12 protein-coding genes and 2 pseudogenes are annotated in these 17615 nt (G+C 35.9%); 6 read left to right on the top strand and 8 right to left on the bottom strand.

Features of this window, described 5'->3' with window-relative positions; all coding sequences use genetic code 11:
* Positions 1-13 precede the first annotated feature (13 nt).
* Entirely contained in the window at positions 14-2101 is a 2088-nt protein-coding gene (flhA, locus tag H3T54_RS10690; RefSeq protein WP_198222534.1) for a flagellar biosynthesis protein FlhA, read from the top strand.
* Positions 2102-2148: 47 nt separating this feature from the next.
* Here flhA and H3T54_RS10685 read toward each other — a convergent pair whose 3' ends face one another.
* The 3 genes from H3T54_RS10685 to H3T54_RS10675 form a co-directional block, all read right to left on the bottom strand.
* Complete coding sequence (locus H3T54_RS10685; protein ID WP_198222476.1) at positions 2149-3531, bottom strand: NCS1 family transporter; 1383 nt, start codon at positions 3529-3531, stop codon at positions 2149-2151.
* A gap of 49 nt (positions 3532-3580) precedes the next feature.
* Positions 3581-4948, bottom strand: coding sequence for an allantoinase AllB (allB, locus tag H3T54_RS10680; protein ID WP_198201510.1), 1368 nt, complete (start codon positions 4946-4948; stop codon positions 3581-3583).
* Between the two features lie 345 nt (positions 4949-5293).
* A complete protein-coding gene (locus H3T54_RS10675; RefSeq protein WP_086363605.1) occupies positions 5294-5929 on the bottom strand; it encodes an NAD(P)-dependent oxidoreductase in 636 nt (211 codons plus the stop codon).
* Positions 5930-6063: 134 nt separating this feature from the next.
* Between H3T54_RS10675 and H3T54_RS10670 the strand changes: the two genes are divergently transcribed.
* From H3T54_RS10670 to treC, 4 genes are all read left to right on the top strand, one after another.
* Complete coding sequence (locus tag H3T54_RS10670; protein WP_086358394.1) at positions 6064-6408, top strand: helix-turn-helix domain-containing protein; 345 nt, start codon at positions 6064-6066, stop codon at positions 6406-6408.
* A gap of 495 nt (positions 6409-6903) precedes the next feature.
* Positions 6904-7866: a trehalose operon repressor TreR gene (gene treR, locus H3T54_RS10665; RefSeq protein WP_198222474.1), complete on the top strand. Its 963-nt coding sequence runs from the start codon at positions 6904-6906 to the stop codon at positions 7864-7866.
* A gap of 182 nt (positions 7867-8048) precedes the next feature.
* Positions 8049-9476: a PTS trehalose transporter subunit IIBC gene (gene treB, locus H3T54_RS10660; protein ID WP_198222472.1), complete on the top strand. Its 1428-nt coding sequence runs from the start codon at positions 8049-8051 to the stop codon at positions 9474-9476.
* 78 nt (positions 9477-9554) lie between these two features.
* Positions 9555-11231, top strand: a complete 1677-nt coding sequence (gene treC, locus H3T54_RS10655) for an alpha,alpha-phosphotrehalase (protein WP_198222470.1) — start codon at positions 9555-9557, stop codon at positions 11229-11231.
* A gap of 65 nt (positions 11232-11296) precedes the next feature.
* On the opposite strand, the gene H3T54_RS10650 is transcribed toward treC, so the two are convergent.
* From H3T54_RS10650 to H3T54_RS10630, 5 genes and pseudogenes are all read right to left on the bottom strand, one after another.
* The gene (locus H3T54_RS10650; protein ID WP_110448807.1) at positions 11297-12358 is read right to left on the bottom strand and encodes a DNA polymerase beta superfamily protein; all 1062 of its coding nucleotides are present in this window, start codon (positions 12356-12358) and stop codon (positions 11297-11299) included.
* 18 nt (positions 12359-12376) lie between these two features.
* Positions 12377-13030, bottom strand: a pseudogene (locus H3T54_RS10645) (DNA polymerase beta superfamily protein); the annotation flags it as partial.
* Between the two features lie 12 nt (positions 13031-13042).
* Positions 13043-13135, bottom strand: coding sequence for a DNA polymerase beta superfamily protein (locus H3T54_RS12125; RefSeq protein WP_198222468.1), 93 nt, complete (start codon positions 13133-13135; stop codon positions 13043-13045).
* Positions 13136-13182: 47 nt separating this feature from the next.
* A complete protein-coding gene (locus H3T54_RS10635; protein WP_198222466.1) occupies positions 13183-14763 on the bottom strand; it encodes a hypothetical protein in 1581 nt (526 codons plus the stop codon).
* Positions 14764-14890: 127 nt separating this feature from the next.
* Positions 14891-16111: an RtcB family protein gene (locus H3T54_RS10630; RefSeq protein WP_198222465.1), complete on the bottom strand. Its 1221-nt coding sequence runs from the start codon at positions 16109-16111 to the stop codon at positions 14891-14893.
* Between the two features lie 263 nt (positions 16112-16374).
* Between H3T54_RS10630 and H3T54_RS10625 the strand changes: the two are divergent.
* Positions 16375-17535 (top strand): annotated as a pseudogene (locus H3T54_RS10625) (RNA repair transcriptional activator RtcR family protein); the annotation flags it as partial.
* Positions 17536-17615: the final 80 nt, after the last annotated feature.

Raw genomic sequence — 17615 nt, 5'->3', positions numbered from 1 at the left:
TGTAATTGTTATGATGAAATCAAAATTAACTAATCTATTATCAATAAATAGCTTAAAAAGTGGTCATTATCGAATTTTAACTGGGCCAATGTTGATTTTATTGATTCTTTCGATGATGGTATTACCTTTACCCGCATTTATTTTAGATCTCTTTTTTACTTTTAATATTGCCTTATCGATTATCATTTTGATTGTGGCACTGTTTACTAAGCGAGTTCTTGATTTTGCCGCTTTTCCCACCGTTTTATTGTTTGCAACTTTATTGCGCTTATCCCTTAATGTTGCCTCAACTAGAGTGGTGTTACTAAAAGGCCATACTGGTAGTGACGCGGCTGGTCGAGTAATTGAAGCTTTTGGCCACTTTTTAGTTGGTGGTAATTTTGCCATTGGTATTGTTGTGTTTATCATTTTAGTTATTATTAACTTTATGGTAATCACTAAAGGTGCTGGTAGGATAGCTGAAGTAGGTGCTCGCTTCGCATTAGATGGTATGCCGGGTAAGCAAATGGCTATTGATGCCGATCTTAATGCTGGATTAATCGGTGAGGATGAAGCTAAAGCTCGGCGAGCAGAAGTTACTCAAGAAGCCGATTTTTATGGCTCTATGGACGGGGCAAGTAAATTTGTGCGTGGTGACGCTATCGCTGGTTTATTGATTATGGCGATTACCATTGTTGGTGGCTTATTAGTTGGGGTGATTCAGCATGGTATGACATTATCCGATGCCAGTACAACCTATGTGCTATTAACTATTGGTGATGGATTAGTTGCGCAAATTCCTTCCTTAATTATTTCCACTGCTGCCGGTGTTATTGTGACGCGGGTCACTTCACAAGAAAACATCAGTGACCAAATGTTAAAGCAGTTATTTAATAATCCACAAGTATTAATTTTAACTGCGGTTGTAATTGGGTTACTTGGCCTTATTCCGGGTATGCCAAATTTAGTATTTTTAATGTTTACGGCTATTTTATCGCTCATTTCGTGGTGGTTAAGTAAACAGAAGAAACTTGAAAAGTCAGTCTCTACTCCGCAACAAAATGTAGCAGCAACTAAACCGTCAAATGTTGACGCTTCATGGTCTGATGTCAATATTGAAGATATTTTAGCGATGGAAGTTGGATATGGCTTAATCCCTATGGTTGATCAAAACCAAAATGGTGAATTACTTGGCCGAATTCGCAGTTTACGCAAAAAGTTTGCCCAAACATTAGGTTTTTTACCACCACAAGTACATATTCGCGATAACCTCTCATTATCACCTTATCAATATAAAATTTTTATAAAGGGTGGCGAGATAGGCCAAGGTGAAATTATGAATAACAAGTGGTTGGCGATTAATCCTGGCACAGTGACCGAACAAATTGATGGAATTGCAACAACTGAACCCGCATTTGGTTTACCTGCGGTTTGGATAGATGCCAATAATAAAGAAGCTGCCCAAATATTAGGTTATACCGTGGTTGATACCAGTACCATGATTGCTACTCACTTTAATCATTTATTGCATCAATTTGCCAGTGATCTATTAGGGCGTTTAGAAACGCAAGAATTACTGGAGCGCATCAAACAAGATATTCCTAAATTAGTCGAGGATTTTATTCCTGGTGTCGTGCCATTAACCACGTTTCATAAAATTTTACAAAACTTGTTGGCCGAAAAAGTCTCTATTCGAGATATGCGTACGATTATTGAGACAATTTGTGAACAAGCACCTAACCAAAATGATGCTTACCATTTACTTAGTATTGTTAGAATAGCATTGGGTAGAGTGATTACTCAGCAGTGGTTTCCGGGGACAGAGCCGGTAAAAGTGATTGGATTAAGTATCAGTTTAGAGCGAATATTACTGCAAGCGTTACAAAATACCAGTAATGTTGAGCCAGGTTTGGCGGAACATATACTCCAACAGCTTCAGCAAGCCCTTAATCAGCAAGATGCAATTGGTGCACCGCCAGTTTTATTAGTTAATCATACTTTGCGGGCTATGCTGGCGCAGTTTTTAAGACCTAACTTTCCACAATTAGCGGTATTATCAAATTTAGAAATTAGCGATAATCGTGAAATTAAGGTGACCTGTCAAATTGGTAGTGAATCATGATGATAACATTGAATTTACTACCTAATTTTGCTGGTCACTTAATTGAGCTATTTCTTTTCAAAAATAGTTCCTTTTTTGAACGGCGAATCTTTAAAGGTAAATTTGGTTAATAAAATATAACTAATTCCACCAACAACAAAACCGACAATCCATGTTAAGCTAACTTCATAAAATGCAGCCGCTGAGCCAATCAGCATTGCTAGAATCGCTGCAGGGTTAAAACCAGCAAATTGACCGTTATTATCATATAGCGTGTTTACATCAATTTTTTGTCGACGTAACAGATAATATTCCACCATTAAAATTGCTACAATTGGCCCTAAAAATGCCGAATAAATTAAGATAAATAAACCTAATCCTTTAGCTGACGTATCTTGAACTAACACCCATGGGAAAGAAGCAATAGCTAATAAACCCGTAATGGTTACCGCCACTTTATATTTCGCTTTAGTTAATAAAGTAATTACGTAAGCAGGTGGGATGATGTTAGCAACAATATTTACGGCAATGGTACCTAATACAATAAAGGATGAGACTACAATGGTAATATATGGATTATTTACTACAATGGCGAACGCTTTAACTGGGTTCGAGTTACCGGTGACTGATGCTAACATTACACCAATAGTAATAATAAAGCCGTAAGCGACAAAAATGGGTAAAAAATAGAGTAGGCCACGTTTGCGATTGCTAAAACCTGATTTTAGTTCTCGTGAATAATCAGCTGCACTAAGAAAAATTGCTGCATAATTACCCAAGAACATCATAATAAAGCCACAAAATGGTAGTCCCCAAGTTCCTTCGGCATTTACCCATTTATCGATAATAATATCTTGGTGATTGTTGAGTAATAGAATAAAGACATAAACTAATGCACACAGAATCACCACTGAAATTAGGGTTTCGACCCATTTTATAGCATGGAATCCATATAGTGATAAGGCTATTTGGAAAAATTGTAAAATAAGGAAACAAATAAATACATTATCGAAATCACCATTAGATAATATTTTTACAATCTCATTGAGTGCCGTGGCACCGATCCAGCTTTGAAAACCATACCAAACAATAGCAGGAATACCGCGGAGCAATGAAGAAATAATCGCACCTTTTATGCCAAATGACATTCGCAATTGCACGACATAAGGAATACCTGATCGATATCCTAGACGATCATTAAAGACAAAAATTGTGGTAATGATTAATATTGCGATAAACGTTGCGGCAAACGTTTGGAAAATATTCATGGTGGCGACACCAGCTACGACTAAGCTAGCACCTAAGGTCATATTACCCAAATTCATACCATCACCAATCCACATAAAGGCATAAGCCAAAGGATTCATTGTCCTATCTTTGCTAGATTTGGGTAATAACGAACTATCAATCTGCAATGGTGTCGTCGATGACTGTGCTGTGTTATTCTTCATTATTTTCCTTTCCTACATATTTTATTTTTTTATCGTTTTAATTTTATGATTAACGTCGAATAAAACTACCTCTCGGCGTTGCATCAATACCAGAATCAATCTGATAAATGGTTTTTCCTCGTAATATGGTTTGCACAACTTGAGCACCAATTTGTCTACCCACATAAGGGCTAAATTTATTACGATATTCGAGATCTTGTGCAGTTAAAACATAGTCTGAATGAGGTTTTATAAAGATAATATCTGCGTCTTTACCAACTTGAATTGATCCCTTGGTTGGTAAGTTATATCTTTCGGCTGGATTTTTAGCGATGATATCGGCAAACTGTTTTAATGACATACCGCGTTTTTGAACGGCTTCATCAAACAAAATATCGACATTATTTTGCACACCTGAAATTCCTCCCCATGCATCAAACGCATTGGCTTTGTCTTTTAAATCATAGGTACATGGCGAATGGTCAGATACGGCGGTGATAATGTGGCCGGCAAAGAGATATTTCCACAAACCTTCTTGTGCTTGTTGATCACGGATTGGCGGAGAACATTTTGCAATTGGGCCAATTGCATCTAATTGATCTGTAGTGAAATAGAGGTAATGAATACAGGTTTCACAAGTGACATTAACACCTTCTTGACGTGCTTTTATTACTTCTTCAACTCCTTCTGGACAAGCTACATGGCAAATATGAATTGGGCAACCGGTTTGTTTGGCAAAAAAGATAGCTCGGCGAATAGCTTCTACTTCAGTGAATGCCGGACGAGTTGCTACGTATTGTGATAATTTGCTTTCCCCTCGTGCTTTGGCTTGTTGTCCCAAAATATCTGTGATTGCTGCATTTTCGGCATGAATAGCTAAAATTTTACCGGTTTTAGCTATTTGGCGCATCCCTTCCCATAATGCATAATCATTAACATTAGCGAAATCACCGTCAAGATTTGGGTCACCACAGGTTGCCATAAAGCATTTAAACGCAGCAACACCTTCTTGAACTTGTTCTTCTATACCATTATTAGTTAGGTTATAGGGAACTAATCCACCATATGAAGCAACGTCAACATATAATTTACCTTCACCAGCTGCATATTTGGTTCGCAATGTTTCACCGCTGGTGGTAGCAGGAAGTTGATTTAGTGGCATTTCGACAAAAGTTGTCACCCCACCTTTTGCACATGCTTTGGTTCCAGTAACATAACCTTCCCATTCATGGCGGACACCGCCAGGTTCGCTAATATGCACATGAATATCAACCATTCCCGGGCTGACAATTAAACCTTCAGCATCGATAATTTGCTCTGCTTGCTCCAAATTAGGGCCAATAGCAGCAATTTTGCCATTTTTTATTGCAATATCGGTATTAGTCTCGCCTGATTCGAGAATAACAATACCATTTTTAATGATTAGATCGTACTGCATAAGCGTTTTCCCAAGTAAAGTGATAACAAATTAAACACATAATAATTCATATTATCAGTATTATTGGCATTATCAAATTATTCATAATAATCTTTTATTTATGCAATAAGCATGCCAATAATTGAACAGTTAACCGATAACTGGTCTAATCTAATTTTTTCAATTGTTAGCGCACTAAAATGATCCATTTATATACCAAAGGTTGGTGTTTTTGCACCATTTTGGTTTGTTGGCGTGAGTGAACAAATATGGTTAGTCGAGTGGAAAGTTTAAATGATTTTCCTTACATTAAAATAACCGTTTGTATATAGGCTATCTTAATGTAAGGTTATTTATCGATATCTATTATTCAGCGACAACAGTGAAACGTTGTTTGATATGTTGGGCTTTTTCTGCTTCATCAATCATAGCGACCGCATAGTCAGCGTAGCTGATTTGACTTTTACCTTGGCTGTTAACTAAGAATTGCTCGCCACCAACAGTATAATGACCAGTTCTTGCTCCATCAGCAATAAACTCAATTGCTGGGCTTAAATAGGTCCATTGCACATCATCACAGGTTCTTAGTTGATCTAAAGCTTTCGCCATATTGTTGGCTAATGGTTTAAATTCATCAGGGAAATCTGGTGAATCGGCTAAACGAACGGTATGCTCTGGGTCGACGTATAAACTGCCGGCACCACCAACAACTAATAAACGGTTAGGTTTACCGCTTAAAATATCGGTTAAATGTTTAAGGCTAGTTTGATGTAATGGTAATGATTCAGGTGTCCAAGTACCAAATGCATCAATAATCACATCAAATGGTTTTAAATCGTCATAAGTTAATTGAAATAGATCTTTAACTAATACTTTCGCTTTTGCGTCGCTATTTGAACTTGGTTTACGTACGATAGCTGTGACATCATGTCCTCGTGATAATGCTTCTTTAACCAATAGTTGTCCTGATTTACCATTTGCACCAATGACTGCAATTTTCATCTTGTTCTCCTTAATACGACTTAAATAAATTAATTTTTTTAGCTTAATATCCAAAGTTTCTATTGTAAAGTAGGTACCAAGTAGTAATATAGTTACCGTTTAGATACTATTGTTGAAATTAAAGGAATTTTATTATGCAGGCAATTGAAAATTTACCGCCATGTCCTGTTGAAACCACTCTATTATTAATGGGTGACAAATGGAAAGTCCTAATTGTGCGAGATTTGCTGACAGGTACCAAACGTTTTGGGGAACTGAAAAAATCACTAAATGGTATATCACAAAAAGTGCTTACTTCTCATCTACGCACTATGGAAAAAAATGGCCTAATCACCCGTAAAGTATACCCACAAGTGCCACCTAAAGTGGAATATACCTTAACTGAAGTCGGAGAAAGTTTAAAACAAGTACACGATGCGATGTTAGATTGGGGGAGTATCTACAAATCAAAATATAGCACTAAAACGAGTAGGGTTTAAGCTTACTCAGAAAAGGGGCTATTCTGCCCTTTTTTAATATGTATGCTTGGCGCTTAGCTATCACATTCTTCCCAATCAAAATAAAATTCATCTGGGTTTAGTTCAGTCTTCGATGTGATCTATTTATAGTAATCGCCAATACCATGCCTGCGTAGGATTTGTTAAACACAATGAAGAGCTAATACTTTGGTTGATAAATTCAATACAATCAACGTAATGATTAAAAATCACTTATTGAGTCAATTTAAATTTTTAAATGATGGCTGGCATGAGAATGATTGACTTTGCTATTAAGATTTCGCAGTCGATAACAAAAAATCGATTACTAGCAATATATGCTGATGATTATAATAAAAACAAATTAAAACAATACACTAATGTTATTTTTAAATAACAGATTAAGTTGTTTTGCCACCGTATAATAAGCGTCAATATCGCTATTTTCTTTAATCTATATTACTATGATTTAATTGATATTCATTCAACAAATTGATTATGAGTAAATCATCAACTAATTTAACCATTAAAGATATAGCTAAATTAAGTGGCGTCAGTAAATCGACGGTTTCACGAGTGATTAATCACGATCCTATGGTGAAGGAGTCAACTCGCAATAAAGTGATGGCAATTGTTGAACAATATCAATTCACTCCTTCTAAATCAGCAAGAGCAATGCGCGGTTATGGGAATAAGGTTATCGGTATTATTGTCACACGCCTTGATTCAATATCTGAAAATCATGCAGTGCAAAGTATGTTGCCGATTTTTTATGCTAATGGCTATGATCCTATAATTATCGAGAGTCAATTTAGTGCCGCAAAAGTCGCCGAACATCTGACGATGTTAAGAGAAAAACAAGCTGATGGTATTATTGTGTTTGCTTTTACGGGATTGGACAGTTCATTGTTAACGGTTTGGCAACATAAATGTGTGGTGATTGCTAGGCCATTTTCAGCTTATTCTTGTATTTGTTATGATGATATTGGTGCAGTAAATAAAGCACTAACTTACTTATATCAATCAGAAAAACATAAAAAAATAGGTTTTATTGGCGTTGATAAGCAAGATCAAACTACTGGTGGTTTACGTTATCAGGCCTATATTGATTTTTGTACTACCTATAAAATTCAACCTAACGCCGTACTTGGTAATTTAAGTTATTATTCTGGTTATGAGCTTGCCGAATCGGTGTTAGTTCATTCACCAACAGCGATAGTTTGTGCTACTGATTCGATTGCTTTAGGCTTAAATAAATTTTTATCGGAAAAAAATATTAATAATATTGTTGTTATTAGTATCGGTAGTAGTGAGTTGTTAAATTTCTTATTTTCTCAAACGATAACGGTTGATCTTGGTTTTGATAAAGCAGGCATCTATGCGGCAAACGAGCTATTACTGATGTTAGAAAAACAGGTAAACGCTAAAATTATTACTGTTCCATCCCAACTACTGAAATAACTCACTATGTATAGCATTTAGTTGTGATTGTCTGAAAATTGTGAGGTTTATCACAAAAAGGGAACGTTCCCATTTATTTAAATAGTAATACCATTTATGCTTAATCTCTATCAAATTAGGATCGAAATGATTTAACTAAAAACCAAAATATTGGCTTAAATTGAAAATAAGGAGACTTAACAATGGCGAAAGCACCTAAAGTTTCAACCGCATCAATTATGCAACTAATTGAGCTGGTTGGTGGAAAAGAAAATATTGCCAGTGTCACCCATTGTTTAACCAGATTAAGATTTGCGCTTGCTGATCCGAAAATAGCCAATGTTGATGCTATTGAAGAATTGCCTTTTGTCAAAGGCTGTTTTAATAATGCTGGGCAATTTCAAATTATTATTGGTACCAATGTCGATAGTTATTACAAATTATTGATTGAACAACTAAATATTGATGAAGCAACCAAAGAACAAACCAAAGCTGCAGCTAAGCAAAATATGTCGTGGTTTGAACGGTTAATTTCAAACTTAGCTGAAATCTTTGTGCCATTGTTGCCAGCCTTAATTGCCGGTGGTTTATTACTTGGCTTGCGTAATGTGATTGGTGAAATGCCAACTATTGACGATAAACCTCTTACCGATACCTATCATTGGTTAGTACCGATTCATAGTTTCTTATGGTTACCTTGTGAAGCGATTTTCCATTTTCTACCGGTGGCTATTTGCTGGTCAACTGTTAAAAAAATGGGGGGATCGCCGGTTTTAGGTATTGTTTTAGGTATAACGTTAGTTTCACCACAATTGATGAATGCTTATAATTTGGGTAAGGTTATTCCTGAAGTATGGGATTTTGGTTGGTTTACCATTGCCAAAGTGGGTTATCAAGCACAAGTTATACCATCAATTTTTGCTGGATTAGCATTAGGATGGATTGAAACACGCCTTCGTAAAATTATTCCTGATTACTTAAATCTAGTGATTGTGCCAATCGTTGCCTTAATGCTATCAGTCGTCTTAGCCCACTTTGTTTTAGGGCCTATTGGACGCATGCTTGGTGATGGGATTGCTTATGTGGTTAAGTATTTAATGACCGGTGATTATGCCTTTATTGGTTCAGCTATTTTTGGCTTCTTCTATGCTCCTTTGGTTATTACTGGTATTCATCACACCACATTAGCTATCGATATGCAGATGACCGAAAGTATGGGCGGCACACCTATTTGGCCAATTATCGCCTTATCCAATATCGCCCAAGCATCAGCGGTGGTTGGTATCATCTTAATAAGTAAAAAACATAATGAACGAGAAGTCTCCATTCCTGCGGCAATATCTGGCTATCTCGGTGTGACAGAGCCAGCGATGTATGGTATCAATTTACGCTATAAATTCCCGATGTTTTGCGCCATGATTGGTGCCGCTTGTGCTGGATTAATCTGTGGTTTAAATGGCGTATTATCCAACGGTATCGGCGTGGGGGGATTACCCGGTATCCTATCGATAAAGCCTGTTTACTGGTTGATTTATGCATTGGCGATGTTAGTGGCGATTGTCGTTCCGATCTTATTAACGATAGTGGTTTATAAGATAAAACAGAAAAAAGGCACGCTCAATGTCCAATAAAGAATAGCCAGGGTGATTCACCTAACTTTACAGAAGGGTGAATATTACAATTTACTGATTAAAAATCAAGAGCAAGCGATGAATAAAATTGATATTCCGTGGTGGCAAAACGGCACCATTTACCAAATCTACCCAAAAAGTTTTCAAGCCAGCCAAGATAGTGCCACAGGCGATTTATTAGGCATCATTAGCCGATTAGATTATCTAAAAAAACTCGGCATTAGCGCAATTTGGTTAACGCCGATTTACCCATCACCGCAAATAGATAACGGCTACGATGTTGCCGATTATTACGATATCGATCCGGCTTATGGTTCAATAGCGGATTTTGAATTATTAGTCAAACAGGCGCATGAACGTGGCATCCGCATTATGATGGATATGGTGTTTAACCATACCTCAACCGAGCATCCATGGTTTAAATCAGCCTTAGATAAATCTAGCCCTTATCGCTCATTTTATATCTGGAAAGATGCTAAGGCTGACGGTAGCGAGCCCAATAATTGGCGCTCCAAGTTTGGTGGTAAAGCATGGCAATGGCATGAACAATCTGGGCAATATTACTTACACCTATTTGCTAAAGAGCAAGCAGATCTTAATTGGGAAAATCCACAAGTTCGCAACGAAATTAAGAAAGTATGCCAATTTTGGGCAGATAAAGGCGTTGATGCATTAAGACTGGATGTGATTAATTTAGTCTCCAAACAACAGGATTTTGCTGATGACAACAATGGTGATGGTCGACGTTTCTATACCGATGGCCCCAAAATCCACGAGTTTTTACAAGAGATGAGTCGTGATGCTTTCCAACCTAATGATCTCAAAACTGTTGGTGAAATGTCTTCGACCTCATTAGCTAACTGTTTGCAATATGCCTCGTTAGACGGAAAAGAGCTCACTATGACTTTTAACTTTCATCATTTAAAAGTTGATTATCCAAATGGCTATAAATGGGCATTAGCTAAACCAGATTTGCTTGAGTTAAAGAATATTATTGGTGATTGGCAAACAGGGATGCATGCTAAAGCATGGAATGCCATTTTTTGGTGTAATCATGACCAACCGAGAATTGTGTCACGCTTAGGTAATGAAAACCAATATCACCGTGAATCAGTGAAAATGCTTGCTATGTTACTATATGGATTACAAGGTACGCCATATCTCTATCAAGGTGAAGAGATCGGCATGACCAATCCGCATTTTAATAGTATTAACCAATATCGTGATGTCGAAAGTTTAAATATCTACCAAGAAAAAATAGCTGAAGGGATGAATGAAGCGGAAATTTTAGCAATTTTAGCGAGTAAATCACGTGATAACAGTCGTACGCCTATGCAATGGGATGATAGCTTAAATGCTGGTTTCACAACGGGAAAACCATGGATTGAGGTGGCAAATAATTATCGACAAATTAATGTCAAAGCCGCATTGGCTGATCAGAATTCGATCTTTTACTGCTATCAAACATTAATTAAATTACGCAAAGAGTACCCAATATTTATTTTTGGTGATTATCAAGATTTAACCGCCAATGTTGCTGATTATTGGTGTTACTTGCGCCGCTACAATAATCAACAACTATTAGTGATAACCAATCTAACTGAACAACCTGTTAACTGGCAGTTACCAAAAACCTTACAAGGTACTAATTGGCAAAGATTATTGAGTAATTATCAGCAAGCAACCGCATTCGACGCTGAAATCCAATTAAGACCATACGAAGCATTATATTTATTGGCTGGTGATGATAAATAATAAGCTTTAGTAAAAATGAATGTAAAAAAGCGCCGTTATTAAAATGAGCGCTTTTTTATTAATCATTATGATTGATATAAGTGATTACGCATAGTTAGTAAAACCGCTAATGCTTTTTGGCGATTAGGTTGGTCAGGTAATCGCGATGACAATGATGCGGTTTCAATTTTTGCTAATAACGACTCAGCAAGTTGCATAATCTCATCATAGCTTAATTTACCTTGCTTAATGGCTAACAGTTCATCGCGATTAGATCGTTTATTGGTAATGGTTCCTTTTGTCATGATTTCGTAGGCAACTTGCAATAACCGAATGGTATGCATCATGTTTTTAGCATCAAAATCATTGCCATTTTCAATATTATTTTTATAACGTTGTTGATTACGATTGGCGACCCATTGCCAATACGCTTTATAGTCACGGCAATGCGATGAGAAGCCATCACGATTAAAACTCAAATAAGCCATCACAGGGGTATCGATTTTCACCGAAGATAAACAGAGTTCCGTGGAATCTTCATGCTGAATAATGCCATGATAACCACAACTACCTGACGCATCATAGAAGAGAGCATATAAATCTCTACCATGAGGTATATTAACCAAACCACAACACTGTTGCTGTAAACCATTTTGTGTTAACCAGTTGGTCATTGGATAAGTATGTTGTCCTTGAATAATATAACAAAAATCCAGTACTGTTTTTCGTTTAACTTCCACTGGGTTATTGATTTTTTTATTCAACCCTTTAGCTTTTTTTATTTGCGATATTGCATAGTGAGCAAATGTTTGTTCGGTTTGTTTAGATAAAAAAAGATCGAGGGTCAACTGCTGCATAATCGGATGTTGATATAAAATACATTCCGGGCTGGAAGCTAACACTTCTAAAATATTAGGGTTATTTTTAAGCAGTAATTCAACAAACCGGCCTAATTCATAATAGACAATATCATTCGAGGCATTACTAATTTGCGGAATGTATTCAAGTCCATAAAATTTTTCTTTTGGTAAGTAAAATACCCCTTTGATATCAGTATCGGATGTTTCAGTGGCTAATCCAAAAGCACGGCTACCACTGATAACCTCAAATAAGATTAAATTTTGCCTTTTTAAATCATCAATTGTCATTTGATATTCTTTTCCCTATTACAAATCCATCAATGTTTTTATGAAAAATTGATCTAATTTAGCTGGTTTAAAATGTCGCTCTGTTATTGGTGCAACCTGTTGCAAAATATCATTCATCGATTGTTCAATAAATAGTAATATTTCAGGATCGATAGCGATAAGTTGTGATTCAGCCATGGTTGCTTTTTGCTCAATAATCTTATTGATTTTGTTACGTAAATTTTCGGGCAATAGCGTCAATAATGGTGCTATTGCCATCGGTGCGATTTGCTGTTTTTCTAAACACCATTTAGCACATAATAGTGGTCTTAACACATAAAATAACTTTTTGACACCAATTTGTTGCCCTTCACTACTTTGCCAAGCACTTTTCGCTATACCTAAATAGTGAAAAATATTACCGCGGGCATTAAAAAATTCTGCGCATAATTGCCATAATGGCTCAGCAATTGCAGCATTTTGCTGATAAATAATTGGTGACTGCAACCACTCAAATGGCGTAGTATTGGATTTGCGAATTAACTGTAACGTTTTTTTCAAATCCCACCCATGTAAATCCAACTCATCGTCGATTGGAAAAGTCAGATGAGAAGCAGGATTATCAATTGATAAATATTTATCAATTGGATGAATATAAATAAAACGAACATCATAATCACTATTTGGTGAGGGAAATCCCCATGCTCAGCTACCAGATTCACAGGCAAAAATGATATTGATGTTATATTGTTGTTCTAATTCAATAAGTTTTTCTTGTATACGGTTTTGCATTTTCAATAACATCCTTATTAATTTTTATAATAACCATCAATTGAATAAAATTTTTAATCATTCATTTCAGCTATTAATGCGGCTAAATCTTCTTTAATCTCGTCATCAGGTTCGATGATTGCCAATTCTTGTATTGCTGTTTTGATATTGTCTGACCATAATGACCGCTCCCAAGCTTTTATAGCATTTAATGCCATAGTTCGATGTCGTATTAGCGGGCTTTTTAAAGCGATTAATATTAAATTTTCACCAACCTCAGGAAAACGATTAAGTTCTTGTAATATCATTAATAATATATAATGTGCATCATCTTCGCCAAAGCCATCATCCAATGTTGGTCCAGTTGCGAGTTTAGCAAAATCATATTGTTGATTAGCTAATTGAATAACTTGTTGGATTCTTGATATTGAATCACTTTGCATCAAATCATTCCACTGATCACCATTATATTTTTTCTGATATTCAAATCGTGCTGGCCATGCATCAAAACCATATTGAGAATAAAGTTCTGCTGCTAGCGAAAATTGATTCTCATTGTTAGCCGTTAGGTTTTCTTCAATCAATTCTAGCCATTTATCTTGTTGAATAAACTGATTAGCTTTTTCGATTATTTCATCTTTTATTTGTTCTTGCCAGTTAGGCGTATTTTCATCTACCTCTTCAGCAACAAAATTATGTATTAATTTAACCGTTCGTAATATATTCAGATCGACTAAGTTTGGTTGTTTAAGTAGATGAGTTAAATAACTGGCACAAATTTGAGCACCAACATCATAACAATATATATCCTCAGCAGGCCCACCGTTAATTAATGCTTCTAGAATTTCACCGATTGAGCTAATTAATTCATTATCAATACTCTCTTGCTCTAGCACCTTATCTAATTCACCAGCTACTGCGCAGGTATAAGCAAGATATTCATTCATAATGCTATTTTGATAACCAGCTCTTAACAACCAATCTTTGCTTGCTGATGATAATGGATAGTTGGTTAACCGTTCGACGATTTGAATACGTCCCCAACCATCAACTTTTTGGGCTAGTTTCATTAAGGTATTTTCAATATCATTTTCAGATGATAATGTATTTTCTAATGCAATAGCAGAATATAAGCTAAACTCATTATGCATACCGAATAACATAAATAATTCGGTTTGTTCGGTGGTAAAACAGCCCAATATAGCAATACTAAATTTAATGATTTCACGATCAGGGCTATTAATGGCTAACCAATAGACAAACTCATATAATTTATCAAAATCAACATTAATGTTCGGTATTGCTTCAGCTAAATCATCAATAAAGCTTAATGTACGTTCAGTGGTGACTAAATTATACAGTTGCTCGATATTTGATTGATTAGGTTGTATTGTTATTTGTTGAAGCAACATTAGCATATTTTCTGCACAATTTTGTTCTGTTGATGCGCCGTGATGATTGATAACACCATCCATTGCTCCATCTGCCCATTTGAATTCGTTATTATCCAAAGATTCATCAGGAAGCGTTTGCGCTATCTCTGGTAATTTATCAGCATTTTGATAAGGGAGTAAAAAATGATAAATACTGATTCTATTGTTATCCCATACTATTGGGAATGGTTGCTCAGTTGTTGTGTTTAAATTCGTTGTCATTGTTTATCCTTAAAATATCTTATCGTTATCGTGAATGATTAATTGTTTATATCAAAATGTTATAAGTAATTATTAGTTATCATATTATTACCGTCATGATCATCGAGGAAGTTATCCTCGATATCATTTATCCTTTCACACAGACCACTTGTCGTAGTTGATGAACAATCTCAACTAATTCATTTTGTGCCGTCATTACAGCATCAATATCTTTATATGCCATTGGAATTTCATCAATAACATTGGCATCTTTACGACATTCAACATGTGCAGTTGCTTTAATTTGATCTGCGATGGTAAATTTCTTTTTCGCTTCTGTGCGACTCATAACCCGTCCAGCACCATGAGAACAAGAGCAAAAGCTTTCTTCATTACCCAGTCCGCGAACAATGTAGCTTTTCGCTCCCATTGATCCTGGAATAATCCCTAATTCCCCTTTACGGGCAGAAACTGCTCCTTTACGAGTAACAAAGATCTCTTCACCAAAATGATGCTCTTTTTGCACATAATTATGGTGACAGTTAATTGCCGACATATGTGTTGTAAATGGTTTAGTAATGATTTTACGCATAGCTAAAATCACATTGGTCATCATTGCTTCACGATTAAGTCGAGCAAACTCTTGTGCCCAATGAACGGCATCGACATAATCCTGAAAATGTTCAGTACCTTCTTCTAAGTAAGCTAAATCTCTATCTGGTAGATTTTTTATATGGACTTCCATATCTTTTCTCGCCATCTCAATAAAAAAGCGACCAATGGCATTACCGACACCACGTGATCCACTATGTAACATGATCCAAACTCGGTCGGCTTCATCTAAACAGATTTCGATAAAATGGTTACCTGTACCAAGTGTTCCTAGATGTCGATAGTTATTGGTATTTTCCAAATGAGGATACTTGTCAATTAACTTCTGAAAATCTGGTAATAATTGTTGCCAATATTGGTCGATCAAAGTCGGTGGATTATGCCAACTACCATTATCTCGTTTATGATTTTTGGGCGAGATACCATGTGGTACCGCTTTTTCTATTTCAGTTCTTAATGGTAATAAATTATCTGGTAAATCTGTTGCCATTAATGATGTTTGTACGGCTATCATCCCGCAACCAATATCCACACCGACGGCAGCAGGAATAATGGCGCCCATTGTTGGGATTACGCTACCAATAGTCGAACCTTTACCAACATGAACATCAGGCATTACAGCAATATGCTTAAAAATAAAAGGAAGTTGTGCTGTTTTGCTTAATTGGTCTTTAGCTCCTTGATCAACTGGTACTCCTTCTGTCCACATCTTAATCGGTTTGGCATTTTCGGTTTGCAATAAATGATATTGAGTCATTTTTAATTCCTTTTCTCTTTTTCATTTCATTTAACAAGTTATCACTTGTTGATAAGTTTAGTTTTATAAAAATATTTTTTATATCTTCATATTAATTATTGCGAAAAGCGTGCCAATTAATAAAAAAAGCTAAAATTATTTTTTAATTACATGTTTTTAAATGAAATAAATTTTTTTCTTCATTATTGATTAAAATTTACATGGTTTTTTTTAAAGGTATTTTTTATAATTTTAGATATTAATTTATAAAAATAGATAAGTTTATGAAAAAGAATGTGGTGTTTGGTTTTCTCGGAAATGTCCTTGACCAACGAGGCAAAGGTAAACGACGATGGAAGCATTGGCGACCAACCATTGCTTTATGTCATCATGCCGATAAACCTATTTCTCGTTTAGAATTACTTTATTATCAAAATGATTATCATCTTCTTTGTGAAATCATTAATGATATTAAACTGTTATCACCACAGACTGAAGTTAGACCAATAGTCATAGACCTAGCAGATCCATGGGATTTTGAGCAAGTTTATACTTGCTTATTTGATATTGCCGAAAAATATACCTTTGAGCCTGATAAAGAAGAATATTATGTTCACATTACTACTGGGACACACGTTGCACAGATTTGCTGGTTTTTATTGACTGAATCACGTTACTTTCCGGCCAAATTGCTCCAAATGTCACCGCCACAACCAAAAGATATTAGCGCTAGCAATAATGAGTTAAATGACGATGACATACTAGCAATGACTCCTCGTGGCACAATGAATCAGATTGATTTGAATCTACATCGATATGATAAGATCCTGACTCGTTTCCAACACTATGCATCTCAGGCCACCGATCTTTTAAAGTCGGGTATTGCAACCCGTAATCAGCGATTTAATCAGCTCATAGCCGAAATAGAACAAGTTGCTAGTCGATCACATGCGCCGATTTTATTGTCTGGGCCTACTGGTGCGGGTAAATCATTTTTAGCTAAACAGATTTATTTACTCAAACACAATAATCATCAAATTCAAGGGCAATTTGTTGAGATCAACTGTTCAACATTACGCGGTGATGGCGCCATGTCAACCTTGTTTGGTCACGTTAAAGGTGCTTTTACTGGTGCCAATATTGCGCGCACCGGATTACTTAAAAGTGCCGATGGTGGCTTATTGTTTTTAGATGAAATTGGTGAACTGGGGCTTGATGAGCAAGCGATGTTATTAAAAGCCATTGAAGAAAAACAATTTTATCCTTATGGTAGTGACAAACCGATTCAAAGCAATTTTCAATTAATTGCTGGTACCAATAAAGATCTCAAACAGGCTATAGCACAAGGTGAGTTTCGTGAAGATCTTTTTGCAAGAATTAATCTTTGGAGTTATCAATTACCAGGATTGGCGGAAAGAAAGGAAGATATTGAACCCAATACTGATGAATCCCCTAATGATTTTGGTAAAAATCATTAAGTTAAGGTGGATACACATCTTGTCATATGATCAAATGGTTTCGCGAA

This window comes from Gilliamella sp. B14384G10, assembly GCF_016101685.1.
In the GTDB taxonomy this organism is placed as follows: domain Bacteria; phylum Pseudomonadota; class Gammaproteobacteria; order Enterobacterales; family Orbaceae; genus Gilliamella; species Gilliamella apis_A.
The sequence above is the reverse complement of the archived record's forward strand: the minus strand, read 5'-3'. Positions and strand labels throughout refer to the sequence as shown.

Excerpts from the sequence above, each read along its gene's own strand:
- treB (WP_198222472.1), top strand. The coding sequence starts at position 8,049 with ATGGCGAAAGCACCTAAAGTTTCAACCGCATCAATTATGCAACTAATT.
- H3T54_RS10635 (WP_198222466.1), bottom strand. The coding sequence starts at position 14,763 with ATGACAACGAATTTAAACACAACAACTGAGCAACCATTCCCAATAGTA.
- H3T54_RS10630 (WP_198222465.1), bottom strand. The coding sequence starts at position 16,111 with ATGACTCAATATCATTTATTGCAAACCGAAAATGCCAAACCGATTAAG.
- treR (WP_198222474.1), top strand. The coding sequence starts at position 6,904 with ATGAGTAAATCATCAACTAATTTAACCATTAAAGATATAGCTAAATTA.
- allB (WP_198201510.1), bottom strand. The coding sequence starts at position 4,948 with ATGCAGTACGATCTAATCATTAAAAATGGTATTGTTATTCTCGAATCA.
- H3T54_RS10675 (WP_086363605.1), bottom strand. The coding sequence starts at position 5,929 with ATGAAAATTGCAGTCATTGGTGCAAATGGTAAATCAGGACAACTATTG.
- H3T54_RS10670 (WP_086358394.1), top strand. The coding sequence starts at position 6,064 with ATGCAGGCAATTGAAAATTTACCGCCATGTCCTGTTGAAACCACTCTA.
- flhA (WP_198222534.1), top strand. The coding sequence starts at position 14 with ATGAAATCAAAATTAACTAATCTATTATCAATAAATAGCTTAAAAAGT.
- H3T54_RS10650 (WP_110448807.1), bottom strand. The coding sequence starts at position 12,358 with ATGACAATTGATGATTTAAAAAGGCAAAATTTAATCTTATTTGAGGTT.
- H3T54_RS10685 (WP_198222476.1), bottom strand. The coding sequence starts at position 3,531 with ATGAAGAATAACACAGCACAGTCATCGACGACACCATTGCAGATTGAT.
- treC (WP_198222470.1), top strand. The coding sequence starts at position 9,555 with ATGAATAAAATTGATATTCCGTGGTGGCAAAACGGCACCATTTACCAA.